Origin of the sequence: Nostoc sp. (assembly GCF_036917095.1) — a bacterium.
Classification (GTDB): Bacteria; Cyanobacteriota; Cyanobacteriia; order Cyanobacteriales; family Nostocaceae; genus Nostoc.
This window is the reverse complement of the sequence record NZ_JBALFH010000049.1, coordinates 74,563-100,025: the sequence shown is the minus strand read 5'-3', so window position 1 is coordinate 100,025 and position 25,463 is coordinate 74,563. Positions and strand designations below refer to the sequence as shown.

Here is a 25,463-nt window from a genome sequence, read left to right as displayed (position 1 = left end):
AAGATTTTCTTTAACAGACTGGTTTTATTACCGATTTTAATCTTCCTCTGGGTTCTAGCAAACTGAGCAAGATAAGCATTAGATTGCGATCAAACCCTGATAAAAACTGTCTGCTGTGGATATTTCTATTCTCATTCAAACATTTATCGCTGTGTTTGTCTTGGCGGATGCCGTGGGCAATATACCGATTGTTTTAGTTTTGACTAAAGGCATGATGCCAGACCAAAGAAACAAAGTTATAGATAAAGCAATTATCATTGCGATCGCAGTTCTTTTGCTGTTTGCCTTTGCTGGGCAAGTAATTTTAAATTACTTGGAAATCAGTATCGGCTCTTTGCGAATAGCAGGAGGACTATTATTGCTGTTAATTGCTTTACAAATGCTGCACGGAGAATTAGATCGACCGATTATTGAAGAAGGACGCGATGTCGCAATTACTCCACTAGCTTTACCACTGTTAGCGGGGCCGGGGACTTTGACGACGGTGATGTTGCTGATGTCGAAATCACAGAGTCCGCATATTGCTGTGGCCGTGGGTATCGTTGGAGCAATGTTTATCACTTGGTTGATTTTGCGTTTAGCAAATCTGATTGACCAGTGGATTGGTGCAGAAGGTGGAGTGATTGTGACTCAACTTTTGGGCTTTCTGTTGGCGGCGCTAGCGGTGGAAATTGGTAGTACGGGAATTAGGGAGTTGTTTTTGAGCTAGAAAACTCGTGAAAGAGGCAGGATAGCGCAGCGTTAGCGAGTCAGCAAGCGTCGGCAGGAGGTTGCAATCAGCCTGTAGGCAACTCTTGGAGATGCATACAAATGTAAACAAGTTTGATAGACGAGAAATTCGCGCCGCTCAAACTTGTTTATAAAAATTAACCTAAAGTTAGAACAACATGGATAACTCAAGAGGAATTTATTGCCGATTGAGTTTCAAAGATACTTTTCAAGAGTGGAAGCTAATGTAGTTTTAGGCACAGCGCCGACCACCATATCCACTTTTACTCCACCCTTAAAAATCATTAATGTGGGAATGCTGCGGATGCCGTACTGACTAGCAACTTGAGGATTTTCATCCGTGTTGACTTTGACGACCTTAATTTGACCTTTGTACTGTTCGGAGATTTCATCGACAACAGGAGCTACCATACGGCATGGTCCGCACCAGGGTGCCCAAAAGTCAACTAAAACAGGTACATCGCTGTCGAGTACTTCTTGCTTGAAACTAGAATCGGTAACTTGCGCGGCTGTTGACATGCCTAAAACCTTCGTCAATAATATCTGAACTTGGTGAAAATTCTACCATAGCAAAAACCTCAGCTTGGGAGTGCGAGGATGTACATTTGCAAAGAAGCTCTAGAATTTATTTATAAACATAAGGAACCGCCCGAACAGTAGTCCGGGCGGAGTGTGGTGTGAGGAGTGAACGGAAACATTCGTCTCCGCTATCTCTATTGTAGGCGACATATCGGATTTTTCCAGCAATTGTTTAGGGGGCTGGAAAAATTTATTGAAGAATTTGGGAGTGGAAAGAGGCAGAGGGGCAGGGAGCAGGGAGCAGAGGGGAAAGAGAAAGAAGTAATTTTTTATTCTACTCGTTGCCGCCAGCAAGAACTGCTTCTGATCTCCCCCTGCCCCCTGCTCCCCTGCTTCCTCATTCCCTATTCCTTTATTTCCCCATACCCAATTGTTGAGCTTTTTGGTAAACTTTACCCTCGGTTAATAGGGAAGGCGCAATCACAACTTCCACTTGCTGCATTTCTTTAATATTTTTGGCTCCTAAAGTGCCCATACTGGTCTTTAAGGCTCCTAAAAGATTGTGAGTGCCATCATCTAGCCCTGCTGGCCCGACGAGTATTTGCTCTAGGCTACCGGTGGTGGCAACGCGAATCCGGGTGCCACGGGGCAACACTGGGCTAGGAGTCGCCATACCCCAATGATAACCTCGTCCTGGGGCTTCTGCGGCTCTGGCAAAGGGGGAACCAATCATCACACCATCAGCACCGCAGGCAATGCATTTACAAATGTCGCCACCGGTGATTAAACCGCCATCAGCAATAATGGGAATATAGTTACCAGTTTCCTTGTAGTAATCATCTCGTGCTGCGGCACAATCTGCGATCGCAGTCGCTTGTGGTACGCCTACACCCAACACGCCACGGGATGTACAAGCGGCACCAGGCCCAATTCCCACCAGTACCCCAGCCGCCCCAGCTTTCAACAAATTCAAAGTGACTTCGTAAGTCACGCAATTCCCCAACACCACGGGGATGGGCATGGAACGACAAAATTCTGCTAAATCAAGTGGTACTAAAGACTCTGGTGACAGGTGTGCAGTAGAAACTACCGTAGCCTGTACAAAAAATAAATCTGCCCCAGCTTTTGCCACTGCTTCGCCGTATTTACTTGCGCCAGATGGTGTTGCACTTACCGCCGCAATGCCACCTTGTTGTTTAATTTCCTGAATACGTTTTTCAATTAATTCCGGCTTTATTGGTTCGGCATAGAGTTCTTGCATCAGGGCAACAAATTCATCTTTCCCTACAGAGGCAATCCGATCTAATATTGGCTCTGGGTCAACATAGCGAGTGTGAATACCCTCTAAATTGAGGACACCTAATGCTCCTAACTGTGACAAACGTACAGCCATGCGAACATCTACTACGCCATCCATCGCACTGGCAATTATCGGGATTTCTCGCTCAATATTGCCAATACGCCACTTAGTATCTGCCAAACTAGGGTCTAGTGTTCTGTTACCAGGGACTAGAGCAATTTCATCTATTCCGTAAGCTCTGCGAGCTGTTTTTCCCCGCCCAAGTTGAATTTCCACGCTTTAATTTTTTTCAAATCTGTTTAAGCTAGGGTATCAAATTGTGAGATATCTTGGGGTATTTTTTTCCTGATTGTGAGATATCTTGGGGCGTTTTTTTCTTGATTGTGAGATATCTTAGGGCATTTTTTTCCTGAACTACACAACAGGTAGATTCGAGTTACCCAAGCCGCCGCTCGAAACTTTAATGGACGCAAAGTATTTACCAAGAAACCAAATGGGCAAAAATTCTTAGTTGGTTTTTATATTGTGTTGTTTGAGGGTTGGTGTTGCGTTAGTTTTTGGATAATTGTAGTTTTATGTATCTGTTATTACTTAGTTAATCTCACGATGATTGGCATTAATTGTCTTAATTTGCCTGTATTAAGTCAAGTCAAAATCATGCAAATTACCACTGATGATTTACCGTTTATTTTTAGCTGCATCCACACCGGTGTAACCAGTTGCTATCCAAAGTATCGCTCTAGCTCCATCGCGAATAGATTTTTCGATAGATTCAGGGGGTTTTTCGGAAGGAACTGGCACTGGTTTTAAATAAATACCTCGACTCCCCAAAATAATTTCGCCGATGACACAAGCTCGACGCATATGGAAATCTGAAGTAATCAAATAAACGCTCTTGATGCCGCGAGCTTGCAAATCATCTACCAACGTAGTAAAATTAGTAACTGTATCTACGGCCTCATAGTCCAAGTGTAAACGTTTGGGATCGACACCAGCCTTGGTAAACACTCGTTGGGTGAATGTAGGTGGACTACCCCCAGTAATCCAAATTGGTATATTTGGATGCTGGCGGACAAATTCGGCCGTAAACTTCTCTCGCTCTAAACGTCTCGTTGAACCACCCAACACTATAACTGCTTGCGGCTGTACAAATTGGTTTTGTACTTCTTTGTATCCCCACCACATGATTAGCGGTAGGACAAAAGCCATAAAACGAAAAGATTTACCTGTAAACAATAACTTATTCAAGGCTCGCTAATTTTAATTTCCTGAGTCCAAAATTTCCTCTTGCTAGAAGAAAAACAACAATTGATAGTAGAGTAGCAAACTCCCACAAAATCTGCCCAAATTTATATTTGGGTAATTTTCACGTTGCAGCGCGGTTAAGCGTGCTTGAAGTTTTTCCTCTAATTGATGGATTATCCTAACCTTTATTGGACAATTACAACAATGCCCTAAATTCTTCACGAGTTATTTGGCAATCGCGTAGTATTTGTGCCAGCAAACCACGACCAATTATTTCATCTGAATGTACAGGAACTACTGTTCTGCGCCCATCGCTATGTATCATAATATGATGGCTGCCACGTATCCTAGCCACTTCAAAACCGACTTTGCTAAGGACTGCAATAACTTCGCGTCCCGTGAAGCTTGGGAATTGACTCATATCTCAACTGCGACTCGTTGAATACCAACAAAGTCCAGTAAATCCTGCTGTTCTTCCTCAAATTCTAAACAAAGTTCAATTGCTTCCCTAATACGCTCCATTAACTCATCTAAAGTTTGGGCTTGCGTATGACAACCAGGAAGATTTGGGACGGAAGCAACAAAGTAGCCATCTGCATCTCGTTCGATAATTACATTAAATTCTCGCTTCATCATAAACTTCCTTGAAGTTATATAGCGATCCTAAATGATTTGTAAGAAAATTTACCCTTCGGTTAACGCAGCCCCCCAAAGCATCGGGGGACTACAGGGGGTTAAAACGATCTCAAATTCTCACGAATGATTTAGGATTGCCATACTACATTTTCTCTTTATTGAAAGAGCGATCTTAATCTTAAAACATGAAAATATCATTGCCATCTATCCTACTCACTAGTTGCTGCTTCCAGCCAAACTTCCACATCATCTGCTAGCAACTTCTGTGCAGCATCCAGCATCGATGCTGCTATCTCTTTGAGGTCTTCGCGGTTGTTTAAGTAAGTTTTCAAGGCTTCCATTGGGTCGATGCTGCTACTTGCACTCAATTCTGGAATGCGAGGGCGAGCTAATTGACTGACTAATTCTGCTTGAATGGTGTAGGTATGAGCGGGAGTTAAAGCAGTATGTAGAGAAGAACTGTCAATTAAATCCATCTGTTCGGAGCGGAGTTTGTAAATTAGCCGCACTACCGCATCTTGAATATTATATTTAGCGATCGCTTTCATTAACACCGCTTGCGGATCGTCTGCTTTCGAGACATCCACTTCAATGGTGCGGAAAGTCCGAACTGTCAAGGGACAAAATTCCCATTCAGCGCTCCCCCGCTCCAGTTCTATCATCACATAGCCTTTGTCTTCTTTTTCTTCACTAAAATCTACCCGCTCAATACTCCCTGGATAAATTACAGGCGGGTTGTTGGATTTATTGAGGTTCTGGTGGCGGTGCACGTGTCCCAACGCTACATAATCAAAACAAGGTCGCGTTAGCAAAGATAAGGGCAGAGTAAAGCCTTTACCCACCGCTAAAAACCGTTCTGCGCCCAAGGTAGCATTGTCAGACATTAAGTGAGCCAAAAGGATAGTTGGCACATCGGGGTCAAGACGGCGAATTTCCCCTTCTAGAACAACTCGCAGACGTTCCGTTAACAGTTGGTTGACTTCCGCCAAAGACAAACCTTCAGTCTCTTGGCGAGTCATCAGGGTGGAACGGGTGAGCCAAGGGAGGGTGATTACTTGCACTTTACCATTACGGGTTTGAATGCAGTGAGTAGTTAATGTATCACCAACAACAAATCCTGGCACTCCCAAAGTGCGGTAAATATTTAAACTCGCGCCTCCCTGTCCTTGGGAATGTTGGTCGTGGTTGCCCACCAACAGCACTGTTGGAATATTGGCATCCATAAGACGGCGAAACTGGCTGGCAAAAGCTTGTTGTACGTATGGCGGTGGTGTAGCATCCGGGAAAGCATCGCCACCAAATATCACCATATCAACAGCATCTGTTAGCGCTCGGTCAATACATATAGATAAAGTATTGACAAAATCCTCCAGTCGTGTATTTAACCCAGTTGTAGGATTAATTCGTCCGTGGGAGAAGCCGCTTCCCATGTGGATATCGGAGAGGTGGAGGATTTTTATCATATTTATCTTTTTTCCTTAGTCATTTGTCCTTTGTCTAATACTAATGACTAATGACAAATGACCAATGACTAAATATGAATTCCGCATTCTGTTTTATCAGTTCCCCGCCAACGTCCGGCGCGTTCGTCTTCGCCTTCGCCTACTTTGGTGGTGATGGGTTGGTCGCCGATGCTGGGATAACCTTGGTCGTGTAGGGGGTTGTAGATGACTCCGTGTTCAGCCACGTAAACCCAGCTGTCTTGGCGTGTCCAAGTAGCGATGGGATTTACTTTCAGCCGACCTTTACCGTCTAATTCAAATATGGGCATATTCGCACGGGTTACTGCTTGGTCGCGGCGGCGTCCAGTTATCCAAGCGACGCTGTTGAGTTCGTCTAGACCCCGTAGCAGTGGTTCAATTTTTGTAATGTGGTGGAATTTGGCAATATCCTTGTCCCAAAGTTTGTCGCCGTATTTGGCTTCAAAGGCTTCGCGGGTATCTACATCTGGAGTTTTGAAAGTTTGCAGATCCAGATTATAGATTTGTATCGCTTTGGCAACTAATTCTAGGCTTTCAGGGAAGTGGTGCAAGGTATCCAGAAAGATTACAGGAACGGGATGCTTCAGTTCACTGTAAAGAATATGGGTAATTATCATGTCATCCACGTTAAAGGCGCTTGTTTGCACCAGTCCCGTTGGGATATTCTCTATAGACCATGCCAGTATTTCTTTGGGACTGGCAGTTTCAAATTGCTCATTTAATTTTTCTAAGTCAAAAGCGATCGTTTGGTTTCTAGATGCCGTGGAAACTGTCATGATAATCTTCTGTTCAAATATTTATACCTTGACTAATATTTATTTTACTCTATAAAGCCACGTATTCCGCTCGGAGATAAGGTAATTATTCTGTTCGGAAATTACTACATTGTGGAACTGGAGAATGAGGTGGGAGGCTAAAAGTGTTAAATTTTGCAAGTAAGAATTAATACTTCGGTACAGATTAAGCATTTACTAAGAAACTTTACGGTAATTTAAGTTTTGCAATGGTTATCTGGTTATTTATACTGATTTTGATATGGTTAAGGAACTATTAATAAAAAGGATTTTACTTAAATGAACACTTCAAAATCCCCCAATCGCTTGGGCGAATCCATAATTATGGGTGCTTTAATGATGTTGACCAGCGTTAGCATAATTACAATAATGAACTTTTTCTAAGATAAAGATTTCTAATTTTAGCAATAAGACTTCACATAGCCCTGCTCAAAACTGAGTGGGGCTTTTACTTTTATTATCCAGATAAATCCGTGTATATTAACTTTCTTCCATAATTGTCGCCAGAAAATAATTTGGGAGCCGTGTTTTTACGTAGTTTTGCGATCGGAGAATTTAAAATTGGAATGCGATCGCTATTTACTTTATCCTTAGTGACCGACTGGCGCTTTCACTCCTGCACCGCCTTTGCCCAGGAATAATAATAGAGGTAATGAGCAAAGGAACCCTACCCCTACGACTCGAAAGCAATCTGCGTAAGATAAAACAGCAGCTTGAATATCTACTGTTTGACTTAATAAAGCTAGTGCTTGTTGTTGCGCTGTTGCTGCATCCATGCCTTGGCTTTGGAGTGCCCCATTGAGCAAGTCGAGACGCTGATTGGTTTCTGGGTCATAAGGGCTAAGTTTTGCTAACAGCATGGCTCGATGAAAAGTGTGTCTTTGGTCAAGCAGAGTAGTAAGTAGGGCAATGCCGATACTGCCACCTAGTTGTCGAGTCAGGTTGTAGAAACCAGAACCGGCAGAAACATCTTGTTTGGGTAGCGGCCCTAAAACTGCCAAACTCAAAGGGAGAAACATCAACACAGTAAAAGCTCCGCGCCATACCAATGGCCAAAATAAATCGTCTGTCCCGCTTTGTGGGGTAATTGTCGCCAATTGAAACATGACTCCAGACGATCCGACAGCGCCCAATGCAATTAAAAATCGGGCATCAATTATACTAGACAGTTTGCCTAATAAAACCATAACGATCGCAGACGCTAAAGCCCCAGGTGCTAATAATAATCCTGTTTGTGTTGCCGTAAATTGCAGCACGCTCTGAGCAAATATTGGTACAGCAAAGAGTGCGCCATAAAGCCCCATACCCACCACTGCTGAGAGAACGCTTCCCGCAGCTAAAGAACGGTGACGTAAAACTCTCAAATCTACAGCCGGGCGATCTGTTTTCAGTTCTCGCCAAATAAACAACACCAAGCCGATAATACCGAGGATTGTCAGACTGACAATGAAACTAGAGGAAAACCAGTCATCTTGCTCCCCTTCTTCTAATACAGTTTGTAAGCTACCCACAGCCACGATTAAAAACCCAATTCCCCACCAATCAACAGCTTGGTTTTGAGCCTCGCTCTTGTCCTTATTTTTGGGCAAAAACGCCAAAGACATCGCTACTGCGATAATCCCAAAGGGAATGTTGACAAAGAAAATCCAGCGCCAGCCTAAACCATCTACCAAGAATCCTCCTAAGGTTGGGCCAATTGCCGGGCCAGCAATTACACCCACACCAAAAACAGCTTGGGCCAAACCTTGTTCGGCTGGGGGAAAAGTCTCGAACAAAATCGCTTGGGCTTTCGCTAGCAATCCGCCACCACATAAACCTTGGAGAATTCTGGCAACGATCAACATCGGTAGATTGAAGGACAGCCCACATAAAATAGAGGAAACCGTAAAACCAATCAGTGAGAAGATAAAGTAGGTTTTACGCCCAAAGTAATCTCCCAACCATGCAGATAAGGGAATTAAGACGACGTTAGCGATCGCATATCCGCTAACTACCCAACCCACTTCACTGACAGTTGCACCCAAAGTCGCTTGGATATCGGTGAGAGCTACGTTAACAATACTAGTATCAATTACTTCTAAGATGGCACCAAGAGAAGCCGTAAAAGCGATCGCCCACTTCAAAGGGCCGTGCACATAACCAAATTCGTCAAAACTAGAACCTTTAATATTGGTAGCCATTCTTTAGCACAAGTAATATTTAGGAGATGTCAAGCAATGCCAAGGCTTTGCTACGCTTACGCCAAAGCTAAAATTAAGTATTATGTATATACGCTACCGTAGCGTATCATATAAAAACGGTCAAGAGAGTTTTCAATGAAAAGTGGCAGAAATACCTATGCTAAAGATGGATGGTCATTGCTGCTGTTTTAGTGCGTGGGAAATGAGTTCTAGACTGATTTATTCCCCATAGGGTATGTTCTATGCCCAAAAGTAGGAGCAAATGGCCAAGAAGATATTGCTTGGGGATGATATTTTTATGAGTAAGCAAATCAACAGCATCTCTGGACGCCCACGCAGCATCCAAGCCGATCGGGCTATTCTGCAAGCGACTTTGGATTTGCTTGCAGAGGTAGGATATGAAAGTATGAGTATAGAAGCGATCGCTTCCCGGGCTGGAGTTGGTAAAACGACCATCTATCGGCGTTACACTTCCAAAGAAGAACTAGTTGCAGACGCGATAGAAAGTCTCAGAGATGATTTAGCGATCCCCGATACTGGCAGCTTTTGGGGAGACATGGATATCTTAATTAAGAATGCCGCCAAAAAAATAGATAGTCCCCTTGGTCGTCAGACACTCGCCCTGATAATTAGTACAGCGTCTAGCAATCCTCAGTTTGCAGAGGTTTATTGGACAAAATATACTAAACTCCGACGCGAAGCCTTTTCTAAAGTACTTGAGCGTGCCAAGTCTAGAGGCGAAATACACAAGGATGCAGATGTAGACTTAATTATCGACCTGGTGAGTGGGTCGCTATATTATGCACTGATCTTCAAACCCACAACCGAGCCAGTAGAAGCGTACATGCGCCGCACCATGAATCTTCTGATCGAAGGGATTGGGAATGGGAGATGAGGGAGCAGGGGAGGCAGGGGAAGCAGGGGAAGCAGGGGAAGAAGAACTATTGATTATTGACCAATGCCCATTTCCAACTTGTTGCAAAAATAACTTTTCACGAACGGTTGTAAATGAGATGATGGAGTAATTAGAGAAAAAGGTGAACAATTGTTATTTTTCTCCTTCCGCTTCTGGTTGCAGAATGGCATCACAGTATTGAATGAGGGTTGTCAAGCGATCGCTAATCGTTTTAAGTCTCGTTTGTGCAGTAGATGCTTGCCGCGCTCCTTGCAAAAACATCACATCTATTTCCAACAGGCGCAATTGTTTGCTCATCTCCGTTTGATAAGACTGCACTCGCCAGTCTTCTGCTTGCGAAGAGGTTTCGCCAACATCAGCCAGAGGCACAATCTGCTGCCTAAAAAATTGCTGCAACGAGGTTACACGTTGCCGCAGTTCGGGTGCAACAATTTGGGTAGTTGTGGCATCGGAGCGTAATTGCTCTAACAAGGTTACGAGTGCCTGATATTTCTCACGGTTTAAAGACATCCAGTGCTAATTAAGATAGTATTAATGTCAAGTAATTTTTCTTTTACAATAAACTTTCTTAAGCTCTTATCAGCATTAAAAGCCTCAAATCGTGATTTGAGGCTTTGTTTGCCATCAATGGATTATCTTTTTTTAACGATCCTTGAAACTCAAACTGGATGACTACCAGACGCTCCTGCGTTGCTCTAAGCGTATCGCTAAAGCGAAAGCCCCGCTAACGCGTAGCATCTCCGATAGTAGAAGGAGAAGAGAAGGCTTTACGCAACGCTATCGGCAATTGGAGAATCATCCTGACACTGCTTTTTCCACCCCTCTCTGGGTAACAGCATCTTTTCACGGTGATGCTGCTAGTTTTATTTATCAATTCACTTATCTACCGATCCTATCTCAACCCTAATTGTATGAGCAGCATAGCTATAAATTCATCACTCGATCTTGCCATTCCAGAATGGTTAAAAAAATGTTTGAAAGAGTCATCGACAATTAGCGGCGAAGCGGAAGATGACCGAAGGCATAATGATGCCGCCTTGATAGGTCGGGCATTTGAATTTGCTTACCAACTGCATCAAGGTCAATACCGCAAATCTGGAGAACCATACATTGCTCATCCCATTGCTGTAGCTGAATTGCTGCGTGACTTGGGAGGTAGTGCTGCTATGATAGCAGCTGGATTTCTCCATGATGTCGTTGAAGATACAGAAGTTACAAGTCAAGAAATAGAAGAGCGCTTTGGCCCAGAAGTACGACAATTGGTCGAAGGTGTCACCAAGCTTTCTAAAATCAATTTCACCAGCAAAACCGAAAGCCAAGCCGAAAATTTCCGGCGGATGTTTTTGGCAATGGCGCAAGATATTCGAGTAATTGTGGTGAAATTGGCAGATCGTTTGCATAATATGCGAACTTTACAATACATGTCAGAGGCCAGCCGCCGCCGCAGCGCTCAAGAAACGCGAGATATCTTTGCACCCTTAGCCAATCGCTTGGGAATCTGGCGGATTAAATGGGAACTGGAAGATTTGGCTTTTAAATATTTGGAACCGGAAGCTTTCCGCCAAATGCAAGAGCATGTTTCCGAAAAACGGACGGCGCGAGAAGAGAAATTGGCTAAAGCTACAGACATTTTGCGGGAGCGTTTGCAACAAGCCGGAATCCGCTTTCAGGATATTAGCGGTCGTCCCAAGCACCTTTATAGCATTTACCAAAAAATGCACCGCCAGCAAAAGGAATTCCATGAAATTTACGATTTGGCGGCGCTGCGGATTATTGTTCAAAGTAATGAGGAATGCTATCGGGCGTTGGCGGTGGTTCATGATGCTTTTCGCCCAATTCCAGGGAGATTTAAGGACTATATTGGACTGCCAAAGCCTAACCGTTACCAGTCGTTGCATACTGGGGTGATTGGACTAACAGGCCGTCCTTTAGAGGTGCAAATTCGGACAATCGAAATGCATCATATCGCCGAGTACGGGATTGCCGCCCATTGGAAGTACAAAGAAAGCGGAGGTTCTAGTATTAGCCATTTGACAGGGACAGATGACAAGTTTACTTGGCTGCGACAGCTGCTGGAATGGCAAGCCGATCTCAAGGATGCACAAGAATATCTTGACAGTGTAAAAGATAATCTATTTGAAGATGATGTCTATGTCTTCACCCCTAAGGGAGATGTTGTTCCTTTAAGTCCCGGTTCTACCACTATAGATTTTGCTTATCGGATTCATACGGAAGTGGGGAACCATTGTGCAGGGGCGCGGGTGAATGGGCGAATGGTGCCACTGTCAACGCGGTTGCACAATGGCGATATTGTAGAGGTTCTGACCCAAAAGAATTGCCATCCGAGTTTGGATTGGTTGAACTTCGTCAGAACTTCGGCGGCGAAATATCGGATAAAACAATGGTACAAGCGATCGCGCCGGGAAGAAAATGTCGCCCGCGGACGGGAATTGTTAGAAAAGGAACTTGGTAAAACTGGTTTTGAAAGTTTGTTGAAGTCGGATGCGATGGAGACTGTTGCCGAAAAATGTAACTACCACAGCGTGGAAGATTTACTCGCTGGTTTGGGTTACGGTGAAGTGACGTTGAACCTAGTATTAAATCGCTGGCGAGAAGTGGCGAAGGGACACCAACCAGTTTCCACTGTGCCGCTATTTGTCCCCAAAGAATCAACTACATCAAAAGCTTTGCGAGATGCACCTGCAACTACCTCCCGCACCGTAGATTCGCCAATTATTGGCGTAGAAGGTTTGGTATATTATTTAGCTGGGTGTTGTACCCCGATTCCTGGCGAACCAATTATTGGTGTGGTGACGCGAGGTAGGGGGATTTCGATTCATCGCCAAGGCTGCCATAATCTGGAGACTGTGGAGTATGAGCGCTTAGTACCAGTTAGGTGGAATCCAGCCGCCGAAAATAGCGGTCGTCCGCACACATATCCAGTGGACGTTCAAATTGAAGCCCTTGACCGTGTAGGGGTGCTAAAGGATATTTTGTCACGGTTGAGCGACCAAGGGATCAATGTCCGCCATGCCCAGGTGAAAACCTCTACTGGTCAACCTGCATTGATCGACTTAGGAATAGATATACGCGATCGCTCTCAATTAGAGCAAGTGTTCGTCCAAATTAAGAAAATGACTGACATTTTGAATATCCGCCGCGTTGGTCAAATTGACGAGTAGATGCGCTAGTAGGGTGCGTTAACGCAGTGTAACGCACCAGCTTGCGATCGCTTGAATAAAATGTAACAAATAGTTTAATTATTTTAAGTGAAAATACTATAATTTGCCTCTAAAAATCCATCTAAAATTCACTGGACAGAAGGTGTAAAATCATACTAAATCTACAGGCTAATGCTTAAGATAGATTTACACGCAATCAATTCAGTGATATGAAAAAATTTCTGGGTGCTTTAATCGTTTCTAGTCTGGCTGCACTAGGAGCATTCTCTACCGTTAACAAAGCTCAAGCCGCATCTCTAACAATCGATCCTACATATACCTTTTTAAGAACCTACGCTGACACAACTTATTACAATAATGTGAATACTGCTGCTGGTAACACTAAAGCCATATCCCTAGCAGATTTGGGTTTGAAAGGTGGTGACTTCATCAGTCTAAATATTTCTGGTGTATTTAACACGAGTGTTTGGAATCCAGGTGAAAGAAGCGATACGATCGGGGTATTCAGTACCTCAGATCGGCTTCTTGATGGCTCTTCTGAAAAACGGGTGGTTGATAGTCTAGCCCTCAATAATCAAGACGCAAGTCAATATGGCTACACTCAGAACACCTGGACTTCTCGTACTTTGTTTGATTCTACCGCCTCCCCAGGCTCTAGTTTTGACAGTGACAAAAATGCTTATATGTGCAATGGTGCAACTTTGAGTGACTCTAACAGAACCTGCGGTAATCAAACGTTATTTGATGGTGTTTTTGGTATCTTCGGTGAGACGACAATTGAGATTCCTACCACAGCCAAGTTTTTATTCCTGGCTGTAAACGATATTTTCTATAGTGACAATGCTGGAATGATGTTGGTAAACATTGACAAAACCGGAACTGTGGGTAATCAGGTTTCAGCCCCAGAACCTAATACTGTCTTTGCTGTCCTCGTAACGATCGCACTAGCATTGAAAATGAAACGCAAGCAAAAAACTGCTAAAGCTACAGTTCGTTGTTGAATGCCAAATTGGGAAAATTGGACGCGCTTGGCTGAAAGTCTTTGTCTGTCTGAATGTGGGTTGTTAATTTTTTTGATGGTGTCAGAGTAGTACCAATACTCTGCACCATCTAGAAAGACTAATTCGAGTCAAGAATGATAAATATAGCGGTTCTCAGTTGAGTGGAATATAGTAACAATTAATATATAAACGCATTAGGTCTGTAAAGGAGGTTTTGCTAACTCACGCAAGGATTCTAGCTGAAAGTTTCGGTATTTAAGCTGTCCTTGTGTTTTTAAGCAATATTTCCACATCAAAAGTACCCCATGAGGGTACTATCCATCCTCCACAGACCTATCCGAAAATACAGAGTAGAAAAATTTTTCAGAAAATAAACCAGGGACACGCGATTTGGATTCATTTTTCTGCTCCTTTGTTTGCCATCACTTAGTTTCAAAAGGAGAATATCTTGGATGGCTCGAAATAAAAAGAAATCAGCCCGGTTTAAGTATGAGCATCCACTAAACTCTAGATGCCCTATTTGTTGTATTATCCCGCCCCACATGCTAGAAAATGTGGTTGTAAATGGGAATCCCCAACAGCGTAGTTGGGCTTTTCATACATTAAATATTTCGGCACAATTTCTAGGACGAAGAAACATTGTAGGTAATGTCTCCTTTGCGCCTTCTCCGGGTGAGAAGCGCCGCACCATCTACGATGCAAAATATGGCCAGCAACTCCCTGGCACATTGGTGCGTGCTGAAGGAGATCCACCAAGCAGTGATGAAGCAGTGAATCAAGCCTACGATGCTGCTGGTGCTACTTATGAATTGTTTTATGAAATATTCGATCGCAATTCTATTGACGACAAAGGACTGCGTTTAGATTCTACCGTGCATTATGGCGTCAAATACGATAACGCCTTTTGGAACGGCGACCAGATGGTTTATGGTGATGGTGACGGAGAACTGTTTCAATGCTTCACGAAATCAATTGATGTGATTGGGCATGAGCTAGTTCATGGTATAACCCAGTATGAAGCAGGTTTACAGTATTACGGTGAACCAGGGGCACTAAATGAATCGTTTTCTGATGTCTTTGGTTCCTTGGTGAAACAAAAGACCAAAAATCAGACTGCACAAGAGGCAGACTGGCTTATTGGCGAAGGTCTTTTAGTCCCGACTGTTAAAGGTGTTGCCCTGCGATCGCTGAAAGCACCGGGAACAGCATACGACGATCCAATATTGGGTAAAGATCCGCAACCAGCCCATATGAAAGATAAATATACTGGTACTGATGATAACGGCGGGGTGCATATCAACTCAGGAATTCCTAACCATGCCTTTTATCTAGCCGCTGTTGAGATTGGTGGTTATGCCTGGGAAACAGTTGGTAAAATCTGGTACATAGCTTTACGCGATCGCTTGAGTGCCAAAGCAGATTTTAAAAAAGCTGCCAGCGTCACGATTCAAGTTGCTGGCGAACTCTACGGTAATGACAGTAATGAGCAAAAAGCTGTGCAGAACGCTTGGCAAAAGGTAGGAGTTATTTAGAGTTAGGAGTTGGGAGTTTTTTTTAATTTCTAACTTTTAGATGTACTACTTGTTGTTGCTAAACTGGGAGGTGAAAACTATCATCTCCCAATTTTTGTATTTATCCCAACCAAGTAGCGCAACGGAGAGCAAAAAATGCGGATATCCTTTGAACGCACGGGCGGCTTTGCTGGGATTACCAAGAAAACAACCGTTGATACAGATACTCTCCCGCCAAACGAAGCCAACACCCTTCCTCAGCTGGTGGAAGCTGCTGATTTATTTAGGCTACCCGAACACATTACCTCGCCAAATTCCCAGAGCGATCGCTTTCAGTATAAGTTAACAGTAGAAGATAACGGTAAGCAGCATACGGTGACTGTCGGTGAAGCAGCATTGCCAGGAACCTTAAGACCCCTGATTGAATGGCTACAGAACATACCACAGAAAAGCTAATTTGCTGAAGAAGTTAAATAAAGGCTGAATATAAATTTTAAATTTATCAGGGTACTATGAATAAACCAATCAAGCGAGCTTTTTTAGACACTGAAGATGGACAGATTCTTTATCGGCTTGGCGGTGAAGGAGAGCCTTTGTTATTACTGCATATGAACCCCCGCAGTAGTGATGAATATCGGGAATTAATGTCCATTTTGATAAAAAAGTACCGCGTGATAGCGATGGATTTCATAGGTTTTGGTGAGTCTGATAAACCGCCAAAATTGTATTCAGTGGCGGACTACGCTAAAACTGTTATTGCCTTGTTGGATGAGTTGGGTATTGAACAAACAAACATTCTGGGGAACCACACGGGCGCTTTCGTTTCTGGAGAAGTAGCCGCAGCTTATCCGGAACGGGTCAAGAATTTAATCTTGTGTAACGTTGCTGGTTTTGGTGAAGCTGGAAAAGCAGATTTAATGAGGCGGTTTCAGGAAGGTTTCGTCATCAAAGAAGATGGTTCTCACTTGATGGAAAGATGGTTAGCCCGTTCCAGATATGTGGGTTCTGCTGATTTAAATCATCGTTGGGTTTTAGATGATTTGAAATGCTTTGGCTATCCTTTATATGCAGTTTGGGCAGTAGGAAATTACTGTGTAGATGCCGCCCAAAGGTTTACTTCAATTAAGTGTCCCACGCTGATAGTCTGGGGAATTGACGATGTGGAAGAATTCCAAAAATTAGGTTTAGCACTTGCAAAAGACCGATATTTCTTATCACAAGCAATTCCCCACGCTAAGGTTGTAGAGCTTCCAGATGGAACCATCTGTATGATGAACCAAATTCCTGAAGATATATCAAAGGTAATTATAGAGTTTTTGGACAATACAAATGTTTAAAACTCTATGCTCTTTTTAAATATCGCCCAGTCGGAGAACCTAAAACCTGTCCGTAATTGTAAATCAAATTTCCCCGTAAAAAGGTACTCTTTACTCGCCCAGTTAGCTCAACTCCTTCAAAAGGTGTATAACCTTGTTGTGATTCTGACTCAGCCGCACGTACCACAAAGCTTTCATTTGGGTCTATCAACACCAAATCAGCATCATAACCAATGGCAATATCGCCTTTTTCTAACAAACCAAAGCGTCGGGATGGGTTCCAAGATAGCAATTTAGCTATGTGATTGTAGGACATTCCCCGCTTGCTACCTTCACTAAATACACCAGAAAGTAAATATTCTGTACCGCCAAAACCAGACTTTGCTAACCAAATATTATTCGGGTCTTTAGCACTTCTTTTTTGTTCAGCAGAACAGCAAGCGTGGTCGCTAACTATCCAATCTACTTGATTATTGAGTACTGCTTGCCACAAGTATTCCACATCGGCACGGGGACGGATAGGAGGGTTAACTTTTGCCCAAATTGTGTTGGGAGTATCCACATCTAATAACAAATGTCCGATAGTGACTTCTCGCCGAAAATTGATATGAGGAAAAGCAGTTTGCATAGTCAAAGCTGCTTCCATTGCCTTACGCGAACTCAGATGTAACAAATTGATATTTGCACAATTAGTTTCATGTGCCAAATAAGAAGCAATGCAAATTGCTAAACCTTCGGAATGAGGAGGACGTGCTGCGCTGTAAGCGTGTAGTCCGCTAAGACTAGAATCGTTTTCAACTATTTTGGTATAGGCGTTGAGAATTTCTGCAACTTCACAGTGCAAACTCAAGCTGATAGTATCTCGCGCTTCTGGATGTTTCTCCATCAAGCGAGTTAGACCACGCATAATAAATTCAAAATGAGCGAAATCATATCGTTCCTCTTTGTTAATCATTAAAAAGAGGTTTTGCTGGTCTGACAAACCATGCAACCCATATCCGCCATAAAACATGAAAATTTTAAACGAAGAGACACCGTGTTCTTCAAACAATAAAGGTATTTCGTCGATATGCTGGCTAGCTATAGGTGCGATGTGATAGCTGTAATCGACAAAAAAATTACCTGCGGATAATGCCAACACCTCTGGAAAAAAATCTCGGTAAGAACCGCCTTTGTTGAGATAATACTGCCCTGTACGGATGTAATTTAAACTGGTAGTTACGCCTCCCATTGCGGCTGCTTTGCTTTCAGTCACAGCATCTTTATCGAGAGGTTGATAGATACCGATGTGCATGTGGGCATCCACGACCCCAGGAAAGCCCAACAAGTTTTTGCCATCAAATACCTCTTTGCCTGTGTCTGGGCTAATATTAGGGGCAATCTGAGCAAATTTTCCATCCTTAATGCCTAAATCAAGTAGTTCGATTGCATCCTGATGGGGACGAACTACCCGCACATTTTTGATAATTTGATCTAAGACGGGAGTTTCAGACACAGTAGACCTCACACTAAAATGAGTTTAGTCAAGAATTCCAACATCATACCGGGATGCAGACCAAATCCTAGCACCATGTAATGGTTTTTTATTCAATTATCTTTAGGAGAAAAGACAATGGAAACTTTTAATGAGTATCATATAGACCCAAAGCAATTTCCTTTTCTCAAAAATTTTGAAGATAACTGGCAAGTGATTAGAGATGAGTTTACACATTTTATTAAGGATGCATCTGACAAGGAGTTGAAGTTAACTTATGATATTCTTGGGCCTAAAAGTCAAACAATTAAAACCAAGGGCGATGCAAAATACAGTGCTTTTGGGATTTTATTTCAAGGTATGTTTATTGAAAAATATATTCAGGCACATCAAATAGAATATCCTGATTATGGATCAGATGATGCATCACAAAAAGCACTTGCATTAAGAGAGAAATATTTCCCAAATTTGGCTGAAGTAATAGAAAAAGTCAACTTTCTTGATGATGAAATTCTCAGAAATGTGTATTTTGGTACATTCCATCCCGGCTTGGATATCAAGCTGCATGTGAACTATAATCCTCATATGAATCGTGGCTATCTAGGATTGATAGTGCCAGAGGGAGATGTGGCTATGAAAATATGCCACGAGCAACTTTATTGGCATGAAGGAAAATTTTTGGTTTTAGATCATAGCTATCCACACTGCCCCCATAATTACACTAATTATGATAGAACTGTCTTGGTTGTAGACTTTTTTAAACCGGATAAACCTAGAGATGAAGTTATCCGATTTGAAAAAGAGCAAGTCACACAACGTATGCAAGATAATCCTTACAGTTTAGGTGTTTTTGGGAAAAGCGATAAAGCTAAACAAGAAGATTTTATCAAATATGGTTTAGCTCATCAATTAGAGTGGGATAAAGCTTTATAAGCTCAGTGTAATGCAGCTACGATTGTTGATGGTGCGTTATGCTTTCGGCTAACGCACCCTAGATTCAAATTTATTAACATAGCTTAAAATATTTGCGCCGACTTATCTTATATCAATGAATGTAAAAATTTACAGAAAGTTAAGAGCAAAGCAACTTAACCAAGATTTTAAATCTGCCGTTGAAATTGTCGAAATTTCGATTTCCAAACCTGCTGCTAATGAACTTTTAATTCAAAACAAGTTTGCTGGCGTTAACGGTGGCTTTGATACTTTACTTTGTCGTGGTGATGTTCCCTATGTTAACTTAATTCCTCCCTTTGATTTAGGTGTGGAAGCTGTGGGAACAGTTGTCGCTATCGGTGAAAATGTTAAAGATTTTCAAATAGGTGATGCTGTAGTAACTACCGTGCGTGGCGGCGGTTATCGAGAATATCAGGTTATCGATGCAAACTTAGCGGTAAAGGTGCAAGAAGCAACGCCAGAGGTGCTAACCCTGATACCTACAGGTGTATCAGCCTTGGTTGCATTGGAACAAGTGGGAGAGATGAAAAGTAATGAAGTAGTTTTAGTGACAGCAGCAGCAGGGGGAACTGGTCATATTGCGGTGCAATTGGCAAAGCTAGCTGGTAATCATGTTGTTGGTACTTGTAGTTCTGAGGCTAAGGCAAAGTTACTGAGAGAATTAGGGTGCGATCGCATTATCAACTATCGCACAGAAAACCTCAATCAAGTCCTCAAGCAAGAATACCCTAACGGGATTAATCTAATTTTTGAATGTGTAGGCAAAGCCGTATTTGATACTTGCGTTGAAAACTTGGCAGTCCGGGGACGCTTAGTAGTGGTTGGTTTTATCTCCGAATACGCAAATAATGTAGAACAAATTACACAATCACGCCTTTATCACCAGCTATTTTGGAAAGCAGCTTCTGTGAGAGGCTTTCTCATGCCTCATTATAAAGAACATATGGCAGAGGCACGCGATCGCCTCTTAAACTTGTTCTACTCTAGGAAACTCCAAGTTGCTATTGACCCAACCCAGTTTAACAGCATAGAATCCATTCCCGCTGCTGTCGAATATCTGCTTAGTGGTAAAAATTGCGGTAAAGTAGTTGTCAGGTTTTAGCTGTCAACAATTGCTGTACATTTAATCTCAACGATTAGTCCTGGGGTAGATAGTCCCACTACCCCCAGACCAGTCCAGGTAGGAAAGTTATTGATGAAATAGCGGTCTTTTACCTGCATAAAAATTGGTAAAAATGGAATGATATCAGGTGATTGACCAGAAGCTATTATTTCTGTTTGAAGTTCGCCTAGTCCTGTTCCAGTGACATGGTATGTAATCATCTCAACTACATTATCGAATGTAGCTCCTCCCGCTTCTAGTACCTGATTAACATTCTCAAAAGCTTGAACAAACTGGGCTTCTATTCCCTTAACAACTTGCAAATTCTCATCTCTGCCTACTTGTCCTGAAATATATAAGGTATTCCCAACTTTAATCCCAGGACAATAATGAAACTTTTCAAAAAGAATTTCCATCCCTTTGGGAATAATCACTTCACGATAGGACATCATGCATCTCCTGAATTTGGCAATTAACCGACTTTCAACAACACAAATACTTTTACGATTAATTAAATTATGTGCAAATTTTGCAAGATGAATTAGCAAAATTCACTAATGGTAGTAATTTTACGACCTAAAAAGCAAAATTGGATAAAAGTTGGATATTAAAGGGGAGCGATAATGACACAAGATTCAGAAAATACTTTAAAAGTTGCTCGACAGGCGTTTGAAAATCTGACGCATGGTATGGCAACAGGAAAGTGGGAACCATTGTTAGATATGCTCACAGAAGATTTTACCCTTTGGTTTCCAATGGGTAAATTCCACGGCTCGAATGTAGGAAAAGAGCGAGCTAGAGAATTTTTTGAGTATGTTTTTGAATCCTTTAGCCCTGGTTTGAACCTGACTGGTCTAGACCGTGTTACTAGCAATGAAACGACGGCTGTCTTTGAGTTTCGGGATGAAGGACTTTTGTTCGGACAGCTTTACAAAAATCGGGTAGCGGTTTCGTTTGATGTGCGTGGGGACAAAATTTGTGGCTATAGGGAATACTTTGGCAGCGATGGGAAATCGTATTAAATAAGGGACTTGCAAAAAATAAATTATCCCAAATTATTTATAGATTTGTAGGGGCGCAAGGCCTTGCGCCCCTACGACGGGATATTTTTTTAACTGGAAGTGCCTAATTCATAATTTGTAACTACGAATTATTTAATTCACTTTTGTTAATTTTTCTCAGGGCTGAGTTCGTTGATTTCTCTGCACTTAGCCTCTGCGGCTTGATATGCTGCTAAATAGTCTTGACCACCCAACATAACATCACCGTAATATTCATAAGGTGGATCGCCATAGATTGGCAATGGATCGTCTTCTGGATAATCTTCTTTCGATTCTTCAATGAGCGCTTTCAGCTTTTTAACGGTCAGCCTTTGTGCTGCAAAATACCAGAGTTCTTGGGGATTTTTGTTTAGGTGCGGTAATGTGGGATCGATAATGCGGACATCGGAGGCATCGCCTATCTCAATCCAACTGTGTTCAACCGGTCTGTATGGCTTCCCGCCAAAAGCTAAAAATCCCTGAATATATTTTGCTCCCTCGGTCGATAATGCTGCTTTGTAAGCATTATCAAACGGAGTGCTAGCTCTGCTGTTTATGCTTTCAGCAATTTTGATTGACAGCGTTTCATCCAATAGTTTGTTCATTAATAGCAAGGATTAGAGCAGCCATGAAAATATACTATCATTGCTACTTACCGTATTGCTTAGGGATTTAGAAGGCAGCCGTAATGAAAAAATGTGCAGAACAGTGGGATGAATTGGGGACAGCAGGGGAGGCAGGGGAAGCAGGGGGGGAATTTTAGAAGTTGCCAAATCATCCTGCTTTCTCTGCAAGGCCAAAAAAATTTTACCGCTATGCATGAAAATGCGGTAACTTCGGCTCAGGGTTGATACAAAGAGCCTGTCCTTCTCTTCTGGAGCTTGGTTTTTAGCCAAAGTTTTATTTTTAAGTCAGGAGGGGGAGAATGACTCTTGTCCCCCTGCCTTCTTGCACTAAATAGCTACAGGTTGAGTAATAGCTGGAAGCAACGAAGGATCGATTGAAATGCCCAATCCTTCAGCTACACGACGACCATAAGAAATATCTGCCCGGAAGAAGTGGCAAAGTTGGCGCATTTGGATGTCTTCCCTTGCTTGAGAGAGACTACCGACAATATTTTTAGCCAGACGCTCTTGTTGTTCAGGAGTCAGTAACCGATACAGATTACCTGCTTGGGTGTAATCGTCGTTACCTTCACGATGATTGTAACGATCGACGCTGACATCACCCAAATGGCTAGGTGGTTCTGCATAGGCTGGATTTTCTTTGGGCGTACCCTCAGCACTATTCGGTTCGTAGTTGGGAGCGCTACCGCCGTTGTTTGCTAACGCCATGAAGCCATCTCGCTGATTATGCATCACTGGACATTTGGGCTGGTTAACGGGTAGTTGCTGATAGTTACCACCCAAGCGATACCGTTGAGCATCTGGGTAAGAAAAGATGCGAGCTTGAAGCATTTTGTCTGGAGAGAAACTAACACCAGGAACGACTGCACTAGGGCTAAAAGCAGCTTGTTCGACTTCGGCAAAATAATTCTCAGGGTTACGATTTAGCTCTAATATCCCGACTTCGATTAAGGGATACTCTCCTTGCTTCCAAACTTTGGTCAAGTCAAAAGGATTATCAGGATGTTTTGCCGCTTGCTCTTCGGTCATCACCTGAATACACATCCTCCACTTGGGATAGTCTCCTTGAGCGATCGCTTCAAATAGATCGTGAGTCGCATGGTCTGGATCTTCGCCTTTGAGCTTCGCCGATTCTTGCTCCGTCAAGGTTTGATGCCCTTGTAAAGTCTTAAAGTGAAATTTACACCAGACGCGATCGCCCTGAGCATTAATTAAACTGAAGGTGTGGCTACCAAAGCCATCCATATGTCGATAGGTTTTGGGAATTCCCCGATCTGAAAAGAGGATTGTCACTTGGTGAAGCGATTCTGGACTAAGCGACCAAAAATCCCACTTTGCATTCTGGTCTTTGCAATTGGTTTGGGGATTGCGTTTTTGGGTATGGATGAAATCAGGAAACTTCAGGGGATCGCGGATGAAGAAAATAGGGGTATTGTTGCCTGTGATATCCCAGTTGCCCTCTTCAGTGTAAAACTTGATGGCAAAACCTCTAGGATCGCGCTCGGCATCTGCTGAACCCTTTTCTCCTCCGACTGTAGAAAAGCGCAGGAGAACTTCCGTTTTCTTGCCAATTTCAGAAAAAAGTTTGGCTTTACTGTAGCGGGTGATGTCATTGGTGACTGTAAATGTGCCGTGAGCAGCAGCACCTTTAGCGTGGACAACTCTTTCAGGAATACGTTCTCTGTTGAAATGAGCCAGCTTTTCTAAGAGGTGAAAATCCTGCATTAACACAGGCCCACGCGGCCCGGCAGTGAGTGAGTTCTGGTTATCGGCAACAGGAATACCGTCAGCAGTTGTCAAGTTTTGAGGTTCAGTCATCGGTAAAGAAGCTCTCCATGTAGGTTACTCAGATTGGCCACAGTACATTTTAGTCAGTAGATTGACGGATGCCTACTGATAGAACAATCTAATTCATAGTCATAACGAGTTTATATAAAAAGCATACTCGAAATGACTATGAATTACAAGGACTTTTTTTTGTATTTTTGGGAGTAATATTTAGGACTACATAGAAATCCGAATTGATTTTTGAATTCAGCCGTTATGGCGGAATCACCCTCACCAGAGTTTTTCCACTCGCTACGACTGATTTAAATGTTTGAGAATCAACGAGCAAACATCTGTGGCTTCAATGCGATTTTCATCAACTAGGTGAGTTTGATGGGTGATAAATAGAGGCCCCTCAGCAACAGAAGTGGTAATGTGACCGTGAGAGCCACGTACTAGGGAAGCATCCAGAGGAATCACGTCCATTAAGTAGCGAAAACCCAGTTGTTTCTTAAGTAGCTTGAGAGCAATTTTCCCCTGAGGAAATTTAATTTGCGGATCGAGGAAAAGTTCTACAGGATCGTAACCAGGTTTGCGGTGGATATCTACAGTTTTAGCAAAATCAGGCGCTTTTGCATCATCAAGCCAATAATAATAGGTAAACCAAGCATTAGGTGCGGCGATCGCAACTAATTCCCCCGATCTAGGATGAGCAAGGTGGTAGGTTTGTTTACCCTCTTCATCCAATACCTGCGCTACGCCTTCAGTCGCTTCTAAAAGCGATCGCACTTTCGGGATGTACGCCGGATCGTTGACATATACATGAGCAATTTGATGATCGGCAACAGCAAAGGCAATGCTAGCACCAAAATCGAGCAGTTCTCGCCCCAATTCTTCCCGCACAGCAATTAAACCGTTTTCCCTTAATACGCGGTTGAGATCCACTGCTTTGGAAACTGGGGTAATACCATACTCAGAAAGAATAATTACTTGAGTATTACGTGCTTGATAATATTCAATTAAATCGCCACAAACAGCATCAATTTCTCGCAAATCGGCTTGAATCTGTGTTTCATCGCGACCAAATTTTTGCAGACAGTAATCTAAATGTGGCAGATAAACTAGTGATAATGTAGGGCTATAACGTTCCTCAATCCATTTTGCTGAATTGGCAATCCATTGGCTAGAACTAATGGAAGTTTTTGGGCCCCAGAAATCGAACAAAGGGAAGTTTCCTAAATCAGATTGAATTTGCGATCGCACATCAGCAGGATGAGTATAAATATCAGGTAGTTTTCTGCCATCTGCGGGATACATCGGGCGCGGCGTAATCGCATAATCTACTGAAGAATACATGTTGTACCACCAAAAAAGGTTGGCACAAGTGAAGTTTGGATCGATTGATTTAGCTATTTCCCAAACTTTGGGAGCCTGTACTAGTTTATTAGATTGTCGCCAAAACTTAACTTCACACTCATCGCGGAAGTACCAACCATTAGCAACAATTCCATGTTCATCAGGCAATTTTCCTGTTAAATAAGTAGCCTGAACAGAACAAGTTACAGCAGGTAAAACTGTTGCGATGGGAACTACTTGCCCAATAGTCGCCCAAGAAGATAAAAACGGTGTATTTTCTCCTAGTAAATTGGGTGTTAATCCCACGACATTTAGAACAACCGTTTTCTGCATG

At 42.7% G+C, this 25,463-nt stretch carries 25 protein-coding genes; 10 read left to right on the top strand and 15 right to left on the bottom strand.

Translation table 11 applies throughout. The annotated features are described in order from the left end of the window. The first annotated feature begins 115 nt into the window (after positions 1 to 115). Positions 116 to 709 carry a MarC family protein gene (locus tag V7L01_RS30110; RefSeq protein WP_335041431.1) on the top strand — a complete coding sequence of 198 codons (594 nt, stop codon included), beginning with the start codon at positions 116 to 118 and terminating at the stop codon, positions 707 to 709. A gap of 215 nt (positions 710 to 924) precedes the next feature. Here the strand turns inward: V7L01_RS30110 and trxA are convergent, their stop codons facing one another. The 8 genes from trxA to V7L01_RS30070 all read right to left on the bottom strand — a co-directional run bounded on the left by trxA (position 925) and on the right by V7L01_RS30070 (position 8,884). After that, positions 925 to 1,248: a thioredoxin gene (trxA, locus tag V7L01_RS30105; RefSeq protein ID WP_335041429.1), complete on the bottom strand. Its 324-nt coding sequence runs from the start codon at positions 1,246 to 1,248 to the stop codon at positions 925 to 927. A gap of 412 nt (positions 1,249 to 1,660) precedes the next feature. Continuing rightward, entirely contained in the window at positions 1,661 to 2,824 is a 1,164-nt protein-coding gene (locus tag V7L01_RS30100) for a GuaB3 family IMP dehydrogenase-related protein (protein ID WP_335041427.1), read from the bottom strand. A 402-nt stretch (positions 2,825 to 3,226) separates the two neighbouring features. Then, positions 3,227 to 3,757 carry a YdcF family protein gene (locus V7L01_RS30095; protein ID WP_335041576.1) on the bottom strand — a complete coding sequence of 177 codons (531 nt, stop codon included), beginning with the start codon at positions 3,755 to 3,757 and terminating at the stop codon, positions 3,227 to 3,229. Between the two features lie 232 nt (positions 3,758 to 3,989). Further along, positions 3,990 to 4,214, bottom strand: coding sequence for a type II toxin-antitoxin system HicA family toxin (locus tag V7L01_RS30090; protein WP_335041425.1), 225 nt, complete (start codon positions 4,212 to 4,214; stop codon positions 3,990 to 3,992). Beyond that, the gene (locus tag V7L01_RS30085; RefSeq protein ID WP_335041423.1) at positions 4,211 to 4,429 is read right to left on the bottom strand and encodes a type II toxin-antitoxin system HicB family antitoxin; all 219 of its coding nucleotides are present in this window, start codon (positions 4,427 to 4,429) and stop codon (positions 4,211 to 4,213) included. The genes V7L01_RS30090 and V7L01_RS30085 overlap by 4 nt, the downstream gene beginning before the upstream one ends. A gap of 209 nt (positions 4,430 to 4,638) precedes the next feature. Next, a complete protein-coding gene (locus V7L01_RS30080) occupies positions 4,639 to 5,892 on the bottom strand; it encodes an exonuclease SbcCD subunit D (protein ID WP_335041421.1) in 1,254 nt (417 codons plus the stop codon). A 68-nt stretch (positions 5,893 to 5,960) separates the two neighbouring features. Next, complete coding sequence (gene cysH / locus V7L01_RS30075) at positions 5,961 to 6,686, bottom strand: phosphoadenosine phosphosulfate reductase (RefSeq protein WP_335041419.1); 726 nt, start codon at positions 6,684 to 6,686, stop codon at positions 5,961 to 5,963. Positions 6,687 to 7,294: 608 nt separating this feature from the next. Then, on the bottom strand, positions 7,295 to 8,884 hold the full coding sequence (locus V7L01_RS30070; protein WP_335041417.1) for a DHA2 family efflux MFS transporter permease subunit: 1,590 nt from the start codon (positions 8,882 to 8,884) through the stop codon (positions 7,295 to 7,297). 298 nt (positions 8,885 to 9,182) lie between these two features. Here V7L01_RS30070 and V7L01_RS30065 point away from each other — a divergent pair, with 298 nt between their 5' ends. Further along, on the top strand, positions 9,183 to 9,779 hold the full coding sequence (locus tag V7L01_RS30065) for a TetR/AcrR family transcriptional regulator (protein ID WP_335041414.1): 597 nt from the start codon (positions 9,183 to 9,185) through the stop codon (positions 9,777 to 9,779). Positions 9,780 to 9,932: 153 nt separating this feature from the next. On the opposite strand, the gene patD is transcribed toward V7L01_RS30065, so the two are convergent. Then, on the bottom strand, positions 9,933 to 10,310 hold the full coding sequence (gene patD, locus V7L01_RS30060) for a heterocyst frequency control protein PatD (protein WP_335041412.1): 378 nt from the start codon (positions 10,308 to 10,310) through the stop codon (positions 9,933 to 9,935). Positions 10,311 to 10,711: 401 nt separating this feature from the next. Here patD and V7L01_RS30055 point away from each other — a divergent pair, with 401 nt between their 5' ends. The 5 genes from V7L01_RS30055 to V7L01_RS30035 all read left to right on the top strand — a co-directional run bounded on the left by V7L01_RS30055 (position 10,712) and on the right by V7L01_RS30035 (position 16,831). Next, the gene (locus tag V7L01_RS30055) at positions 10,712 to 12,982 is read left to right on the top strand and encodes a RelA/SpoT family protein (RefSeq protein WP_335041410.1); all 2,271 of its coding nucleotides are present in this window, start codon (positions 10,712 to 10,714) and stop codon (positions 12,980 to 12,982) included. A gap of 209 nt (positions 12,983 to 13,191) precedes the next feature. Next, positions 13,192 to 13,983, top strand: a complete 792-nt coding sequence (locus tag V7L01_RS30050) for a hypothetical protein (RefSeq protein WP_335041408.1) — start codon at positions 13,192 to 13,194, stop codon at positions 13,981 to 13,983. A gap of 452 nt (positions 13,984 to 14,435) precedes the next feature. Then, positions 14,436 to 15,515: a M4 family metallopeptidase gene (locus V7L01_RS30045; RefSeq protein WP_335041407.1), complete on the top strand. Its 1,080-nt coding sequence runs from the start codon at positions 14,436 to 14,438 to the stop codon at positions 15,513 to 15,515. 135 nt (positions 15,516 to 15,650) lie between these two features. Beyond that, entirely contained in the window at positions 15,651 to 15,950 is a 300-nt protein-coding gene (locus tag V7L01_RS30040; RefSeq protein WP_335041406.1) for a protealysin inhibitor emfourin, read from the top strand. Between the two features lie 56 nt (positions 15,951 to 16,006). Beyond that, complete coding sequence (locus V7L01_RS30035; RefSeq protein WP_335041405.1) at positions 16,007 to 16,831, top strand: alpha/beta fold hydrolase; 825 nt, start codon at positions 16,007 to 16,009, stop codon at positions 16,829 to 16,831. A gap of 4 nt (positions 16,832 to 16,835) precedes the next feature. On the opposite strand, the gene V7L01_RS30030 is transcribed toward V7L01_RS30035, so the two are convergent. Further along, positions 16,836 to 18,305: an amidohydrolase family protein gene (locus tag V7L01_RS30030; RefSeq protein ID WP_335041404.1), complete on the bottom strand. Its 1,470-nt coding sequence runs from the start codon at positions 18,303 to 18,305 to the stop codon at positions 16,836 to 16,838. Positions 18,306 to 18,422: 117 nt separating this feature from the next. Here V7L01_RS30030 and V7L01_RS30025 point away from each other — a divergent pair, with 117 nt between their 5' ends. Both V7L01_RS30025 and V7L01_RS30020 read left to right on the top strand, forming a co-directional pair. Continuing rightward, a complete protein-coding gene (locus V7L01_RS30025) occupies positions 18,423 to 19,217 on the top strand; it encodes an aspartyl/asparaginyl beta-hydroxylase domain-containing protein (protein WP_335041403.1) in 795 nt (264 codons plus the stop codon). Positions 19,218 to 19,332: 115 nt separating this feature from the next. Next, on the top strand, positions 19,333 to 20,340 hold the full coding sequence (locus V7L01_RS30020; protein WP_335041402.1) for a zinc-binding dehydrogenase: 1,008 nt from the start codon (positions 19,333 to 19,335) through the stop codon (positions 20,338 to 20,340). Here the strand turns inward: V7L01_RS30020 and V7L01_RS30015 are convergent. Next, the gene (locus V7L01_RS30015) at positions 20,337 to 20,792 is read right to left on the bottom strand and encodes a RidA family protein (protein WP_335041401.1); all 456 of its coding nucleotides are present in this window, start codon (positions 20,790 to 20,792) and stop codon (positions 20,337 to 20,339) included. The genes V7L01_RS30020 and V7L01_RS30015 overlap by 4 nt on opposite strands. A 171-nt stretch (positions 20,793 to 20,963) precedes the next feature. Between V7L01_RS30015 and V7L01_RS30010 the strand changes: the two genes are divergently transcribed. Then, a complete protein-coding gene (locus V7L01_RS30010) occupies positions 20,964 to 21,362 on the top strand; it encodes a nuclear transport factor 2 family protein (RefSeq protein WP_335041400.1) in 399 nt (132 codons plus the stop codon). 146 nt (positions 21,363 to 21,508) lie between these two features. On the opposite strand, the gene V7L01_RS30005 is transcribed toward V7L01_RS30010, so the two are convergent. The 4 genes from V7L01_RS30005 to V7L01_RS29990 form a co-directional block, all read right to left on the bottom strand. After that, on the bottom strand, positions 21,509 to 21,985 hold the full coding sequence (locus V7L01_RS30005; protein ID WP_335041399.1) for a hypothetical protein: 477 nt from the start codon (positions 21,983 to 21,985) through the stop codon (positions 21,509 to 21,511). Between the two features lie 12 nt (positions 21,986 to 21,997). Next, a complete protein-coding gene (locus V7L01_RS30000; RefSeq protein WP_335041398.1) occupies positions 21,998 to 22,276 on the bottom strand; it encodes a hypothetical protein in 279 nt (92 codons plus the stop codon). A 57-nt stretch (positions 22,277 to 22,333) separates the two neighbouring features. Next, on the bottom strand, positions 22,334 to 23,824 hold the full coding sequence (locus V7L01_RS29995) for a catalase (protein WP_335041397.1): 1,491 nt from the start codon (positions 23,822 to 23,824) through the stop codon (positions 22,334 to 22,336). Between the two features lie 261 nt (positions 23,825 to 24,085). Beyond that, complete coding sequence (locus tag V7L01_RS29990; RefSeq protein ID WP_335041396.1) at positions 24,086 to 25,462, bottom strand: alkaline phosphatase family protein; 1,377 nt, start codon at positions 25,460 to 25,462, stop codon at positions 24,086 to 24,088. Position 25,463: the final 1 nt, after the last annotated feature.

What these genes read in the sequence shown, in the direction of transcription:
- V7L01_RS30040 (WP_335041406.1), top strand. Translation starts at nt 15,651, where the DNA reads ATGCGGATATCCTTTGAACGCACGGGCGGCTTTGCTGGGATTACCAAG.
- V7L01_RS30050 (WP_335041408.1), top strand. Translation starts at nt 13,192, where the DNA reads ATGAAAAAATTTCTGGGTGCTTTAATCGTTTCTAGTCTGGCTGCACTA.
- V7L01_RS30010 (WP_335041400.1), top strand. Translation starts at nt 20,964, where the DNA reads ATGACACAAGATTCAGAAAATACTTTAAAAGTTGCTCGACAGGCGTTT.
- V7L01_RS30080 (WP_335041421.1), bottom strand. Translation starts at nt 5,892, where the DNA reads ATGATAAAAATCCTCCACCTCTCCGATATCCACATGGGAAGCGGCTTC.
- V7L01_RS30055 (WP_335041410.1), top strand. Translation starts at nt 10,712, where the DNA reads ATGAGCAGCATAGCTATAAATTCATCACTCGATCTTGCCATTCCAGAA.
- V7L01_RS30045 (WP_335041407.1), top strand. Translation starts at nt 14,436, where the DNA reads ATGGCTCGAAATAAAAAGAAATCAGCCCGGTTTAAGTATGAGCATCCA.
- V7L01_RS30065 (WP_335041414.1), top strand. Translation starts at nt 9,183, where the DNA reads ATGAGTAAGCAAATCAACAGCATCTCTGGACGCCCACGCAGCATCCAA.
- V7L01_RS30085 (WP_335041423.1), bottom strand. Translation starts at nt 4,429, where the DNA reads ATGATGAAGCGAGAATTTAATGTAATTATCGAACGAGATGCAGATGGC.
- V7L01_RS30015 (WP_335041401.1), bottom strand. Translation starts at nt 20,792, where the DNA reads ATGATGTCCTATCGTGAAGTGATTATTCCCAAAGGGATGGAAATTCTT.
- V7L01_RS29995 (WP_335041397.1), bottom strand. Translation starts at nt 23,824, where the DNA reads ATGACTGAACCTCAAAACTTGACAACTGCTGACGGTATTCCTGTTGCC.
- trxA (WP_335041429.1), bottom strand. Translation starts at nt 1,248, where the DNA reads ATGTCAACAGCCGCGCAAGTTACCGATTCTAGTTTCAAGCAAGAAGTA.
- V7L01_RS30025 (WP_335041403.1), top strand. Translation starts at nt 18,423, where the DNA reads ATGGAAACTTTTAATGAGTATCATATAGACCCAAAGCAATTTCCTTTT.
- V7L01_RS30020 (WP_335041402.1), top strand. Translation starts at nt 19,333, where the DNA reads ATGAATGTAAAAATTTACAGAAAGTTAAGAGCAAAGCAACTTAACCAA.
- V7L01_RS30095 (WP_335041576.1), bottom strand. Translation starts at nt 3,757, where the DNA reads ATGGCTTTTGTCCTACCGCTAATCATGTGGTGGGGATACAAAGAAGTA.
- cysH (WP_335041419.1), bottom strand. Translation starts at nt 6,686, where the DNA reads ATGACAGTTTCCACGGCATCTAGAAACCAAACGATCGCTTTTGACTTA.
- V7L01_RS30035 (WP_335041405.1), top strand. Translation starts at nt 16,007, where the DNA reads ATGAATAAACCAATCAAGCGAGCTTTTTTAGACACTGAAGATGGACAG.
- V7L01_RS30005 (WP_335041399.1), bottom strand. Translation starts at nt 21,985, where the DNA reads ATGAACAAACTATTGGATGAAACGCTGTCAATCAAAATTGCTGAAAGC.
- V7L01_RS29990 (WP_335041396.1), bottom strand. Translation starts at nt 25,462, where the DNA reads ATGCAGAAAACGGTTGTTCTAAATGTCGTGGGATTAACACCCAATTTA.
- V7L01_RS30090 (WP_335041425.1), bottom strand. Translation starts at nt 4,214, where the DNA reads ATGAGTCAATTCCCAAGCTTCACGGGACGCGAAGTTATTGCAGTCCTT.
- patD (WP_335041412.1), bottom strand. Translation starts at nt 10,310, where the DNA reads ATGTCTTTAAACCGTGAGAAATATCAGGCACTCGTAACCTTGTTAGAG.
- V7L01_RS30070 (WP_335041417.1), bottom strand. Translation starts at nt 8,884, where the DNA reads ATGGCTACCAATATTAAAGGTTCTAGTTTTGACGAATTTGGTTATGTG.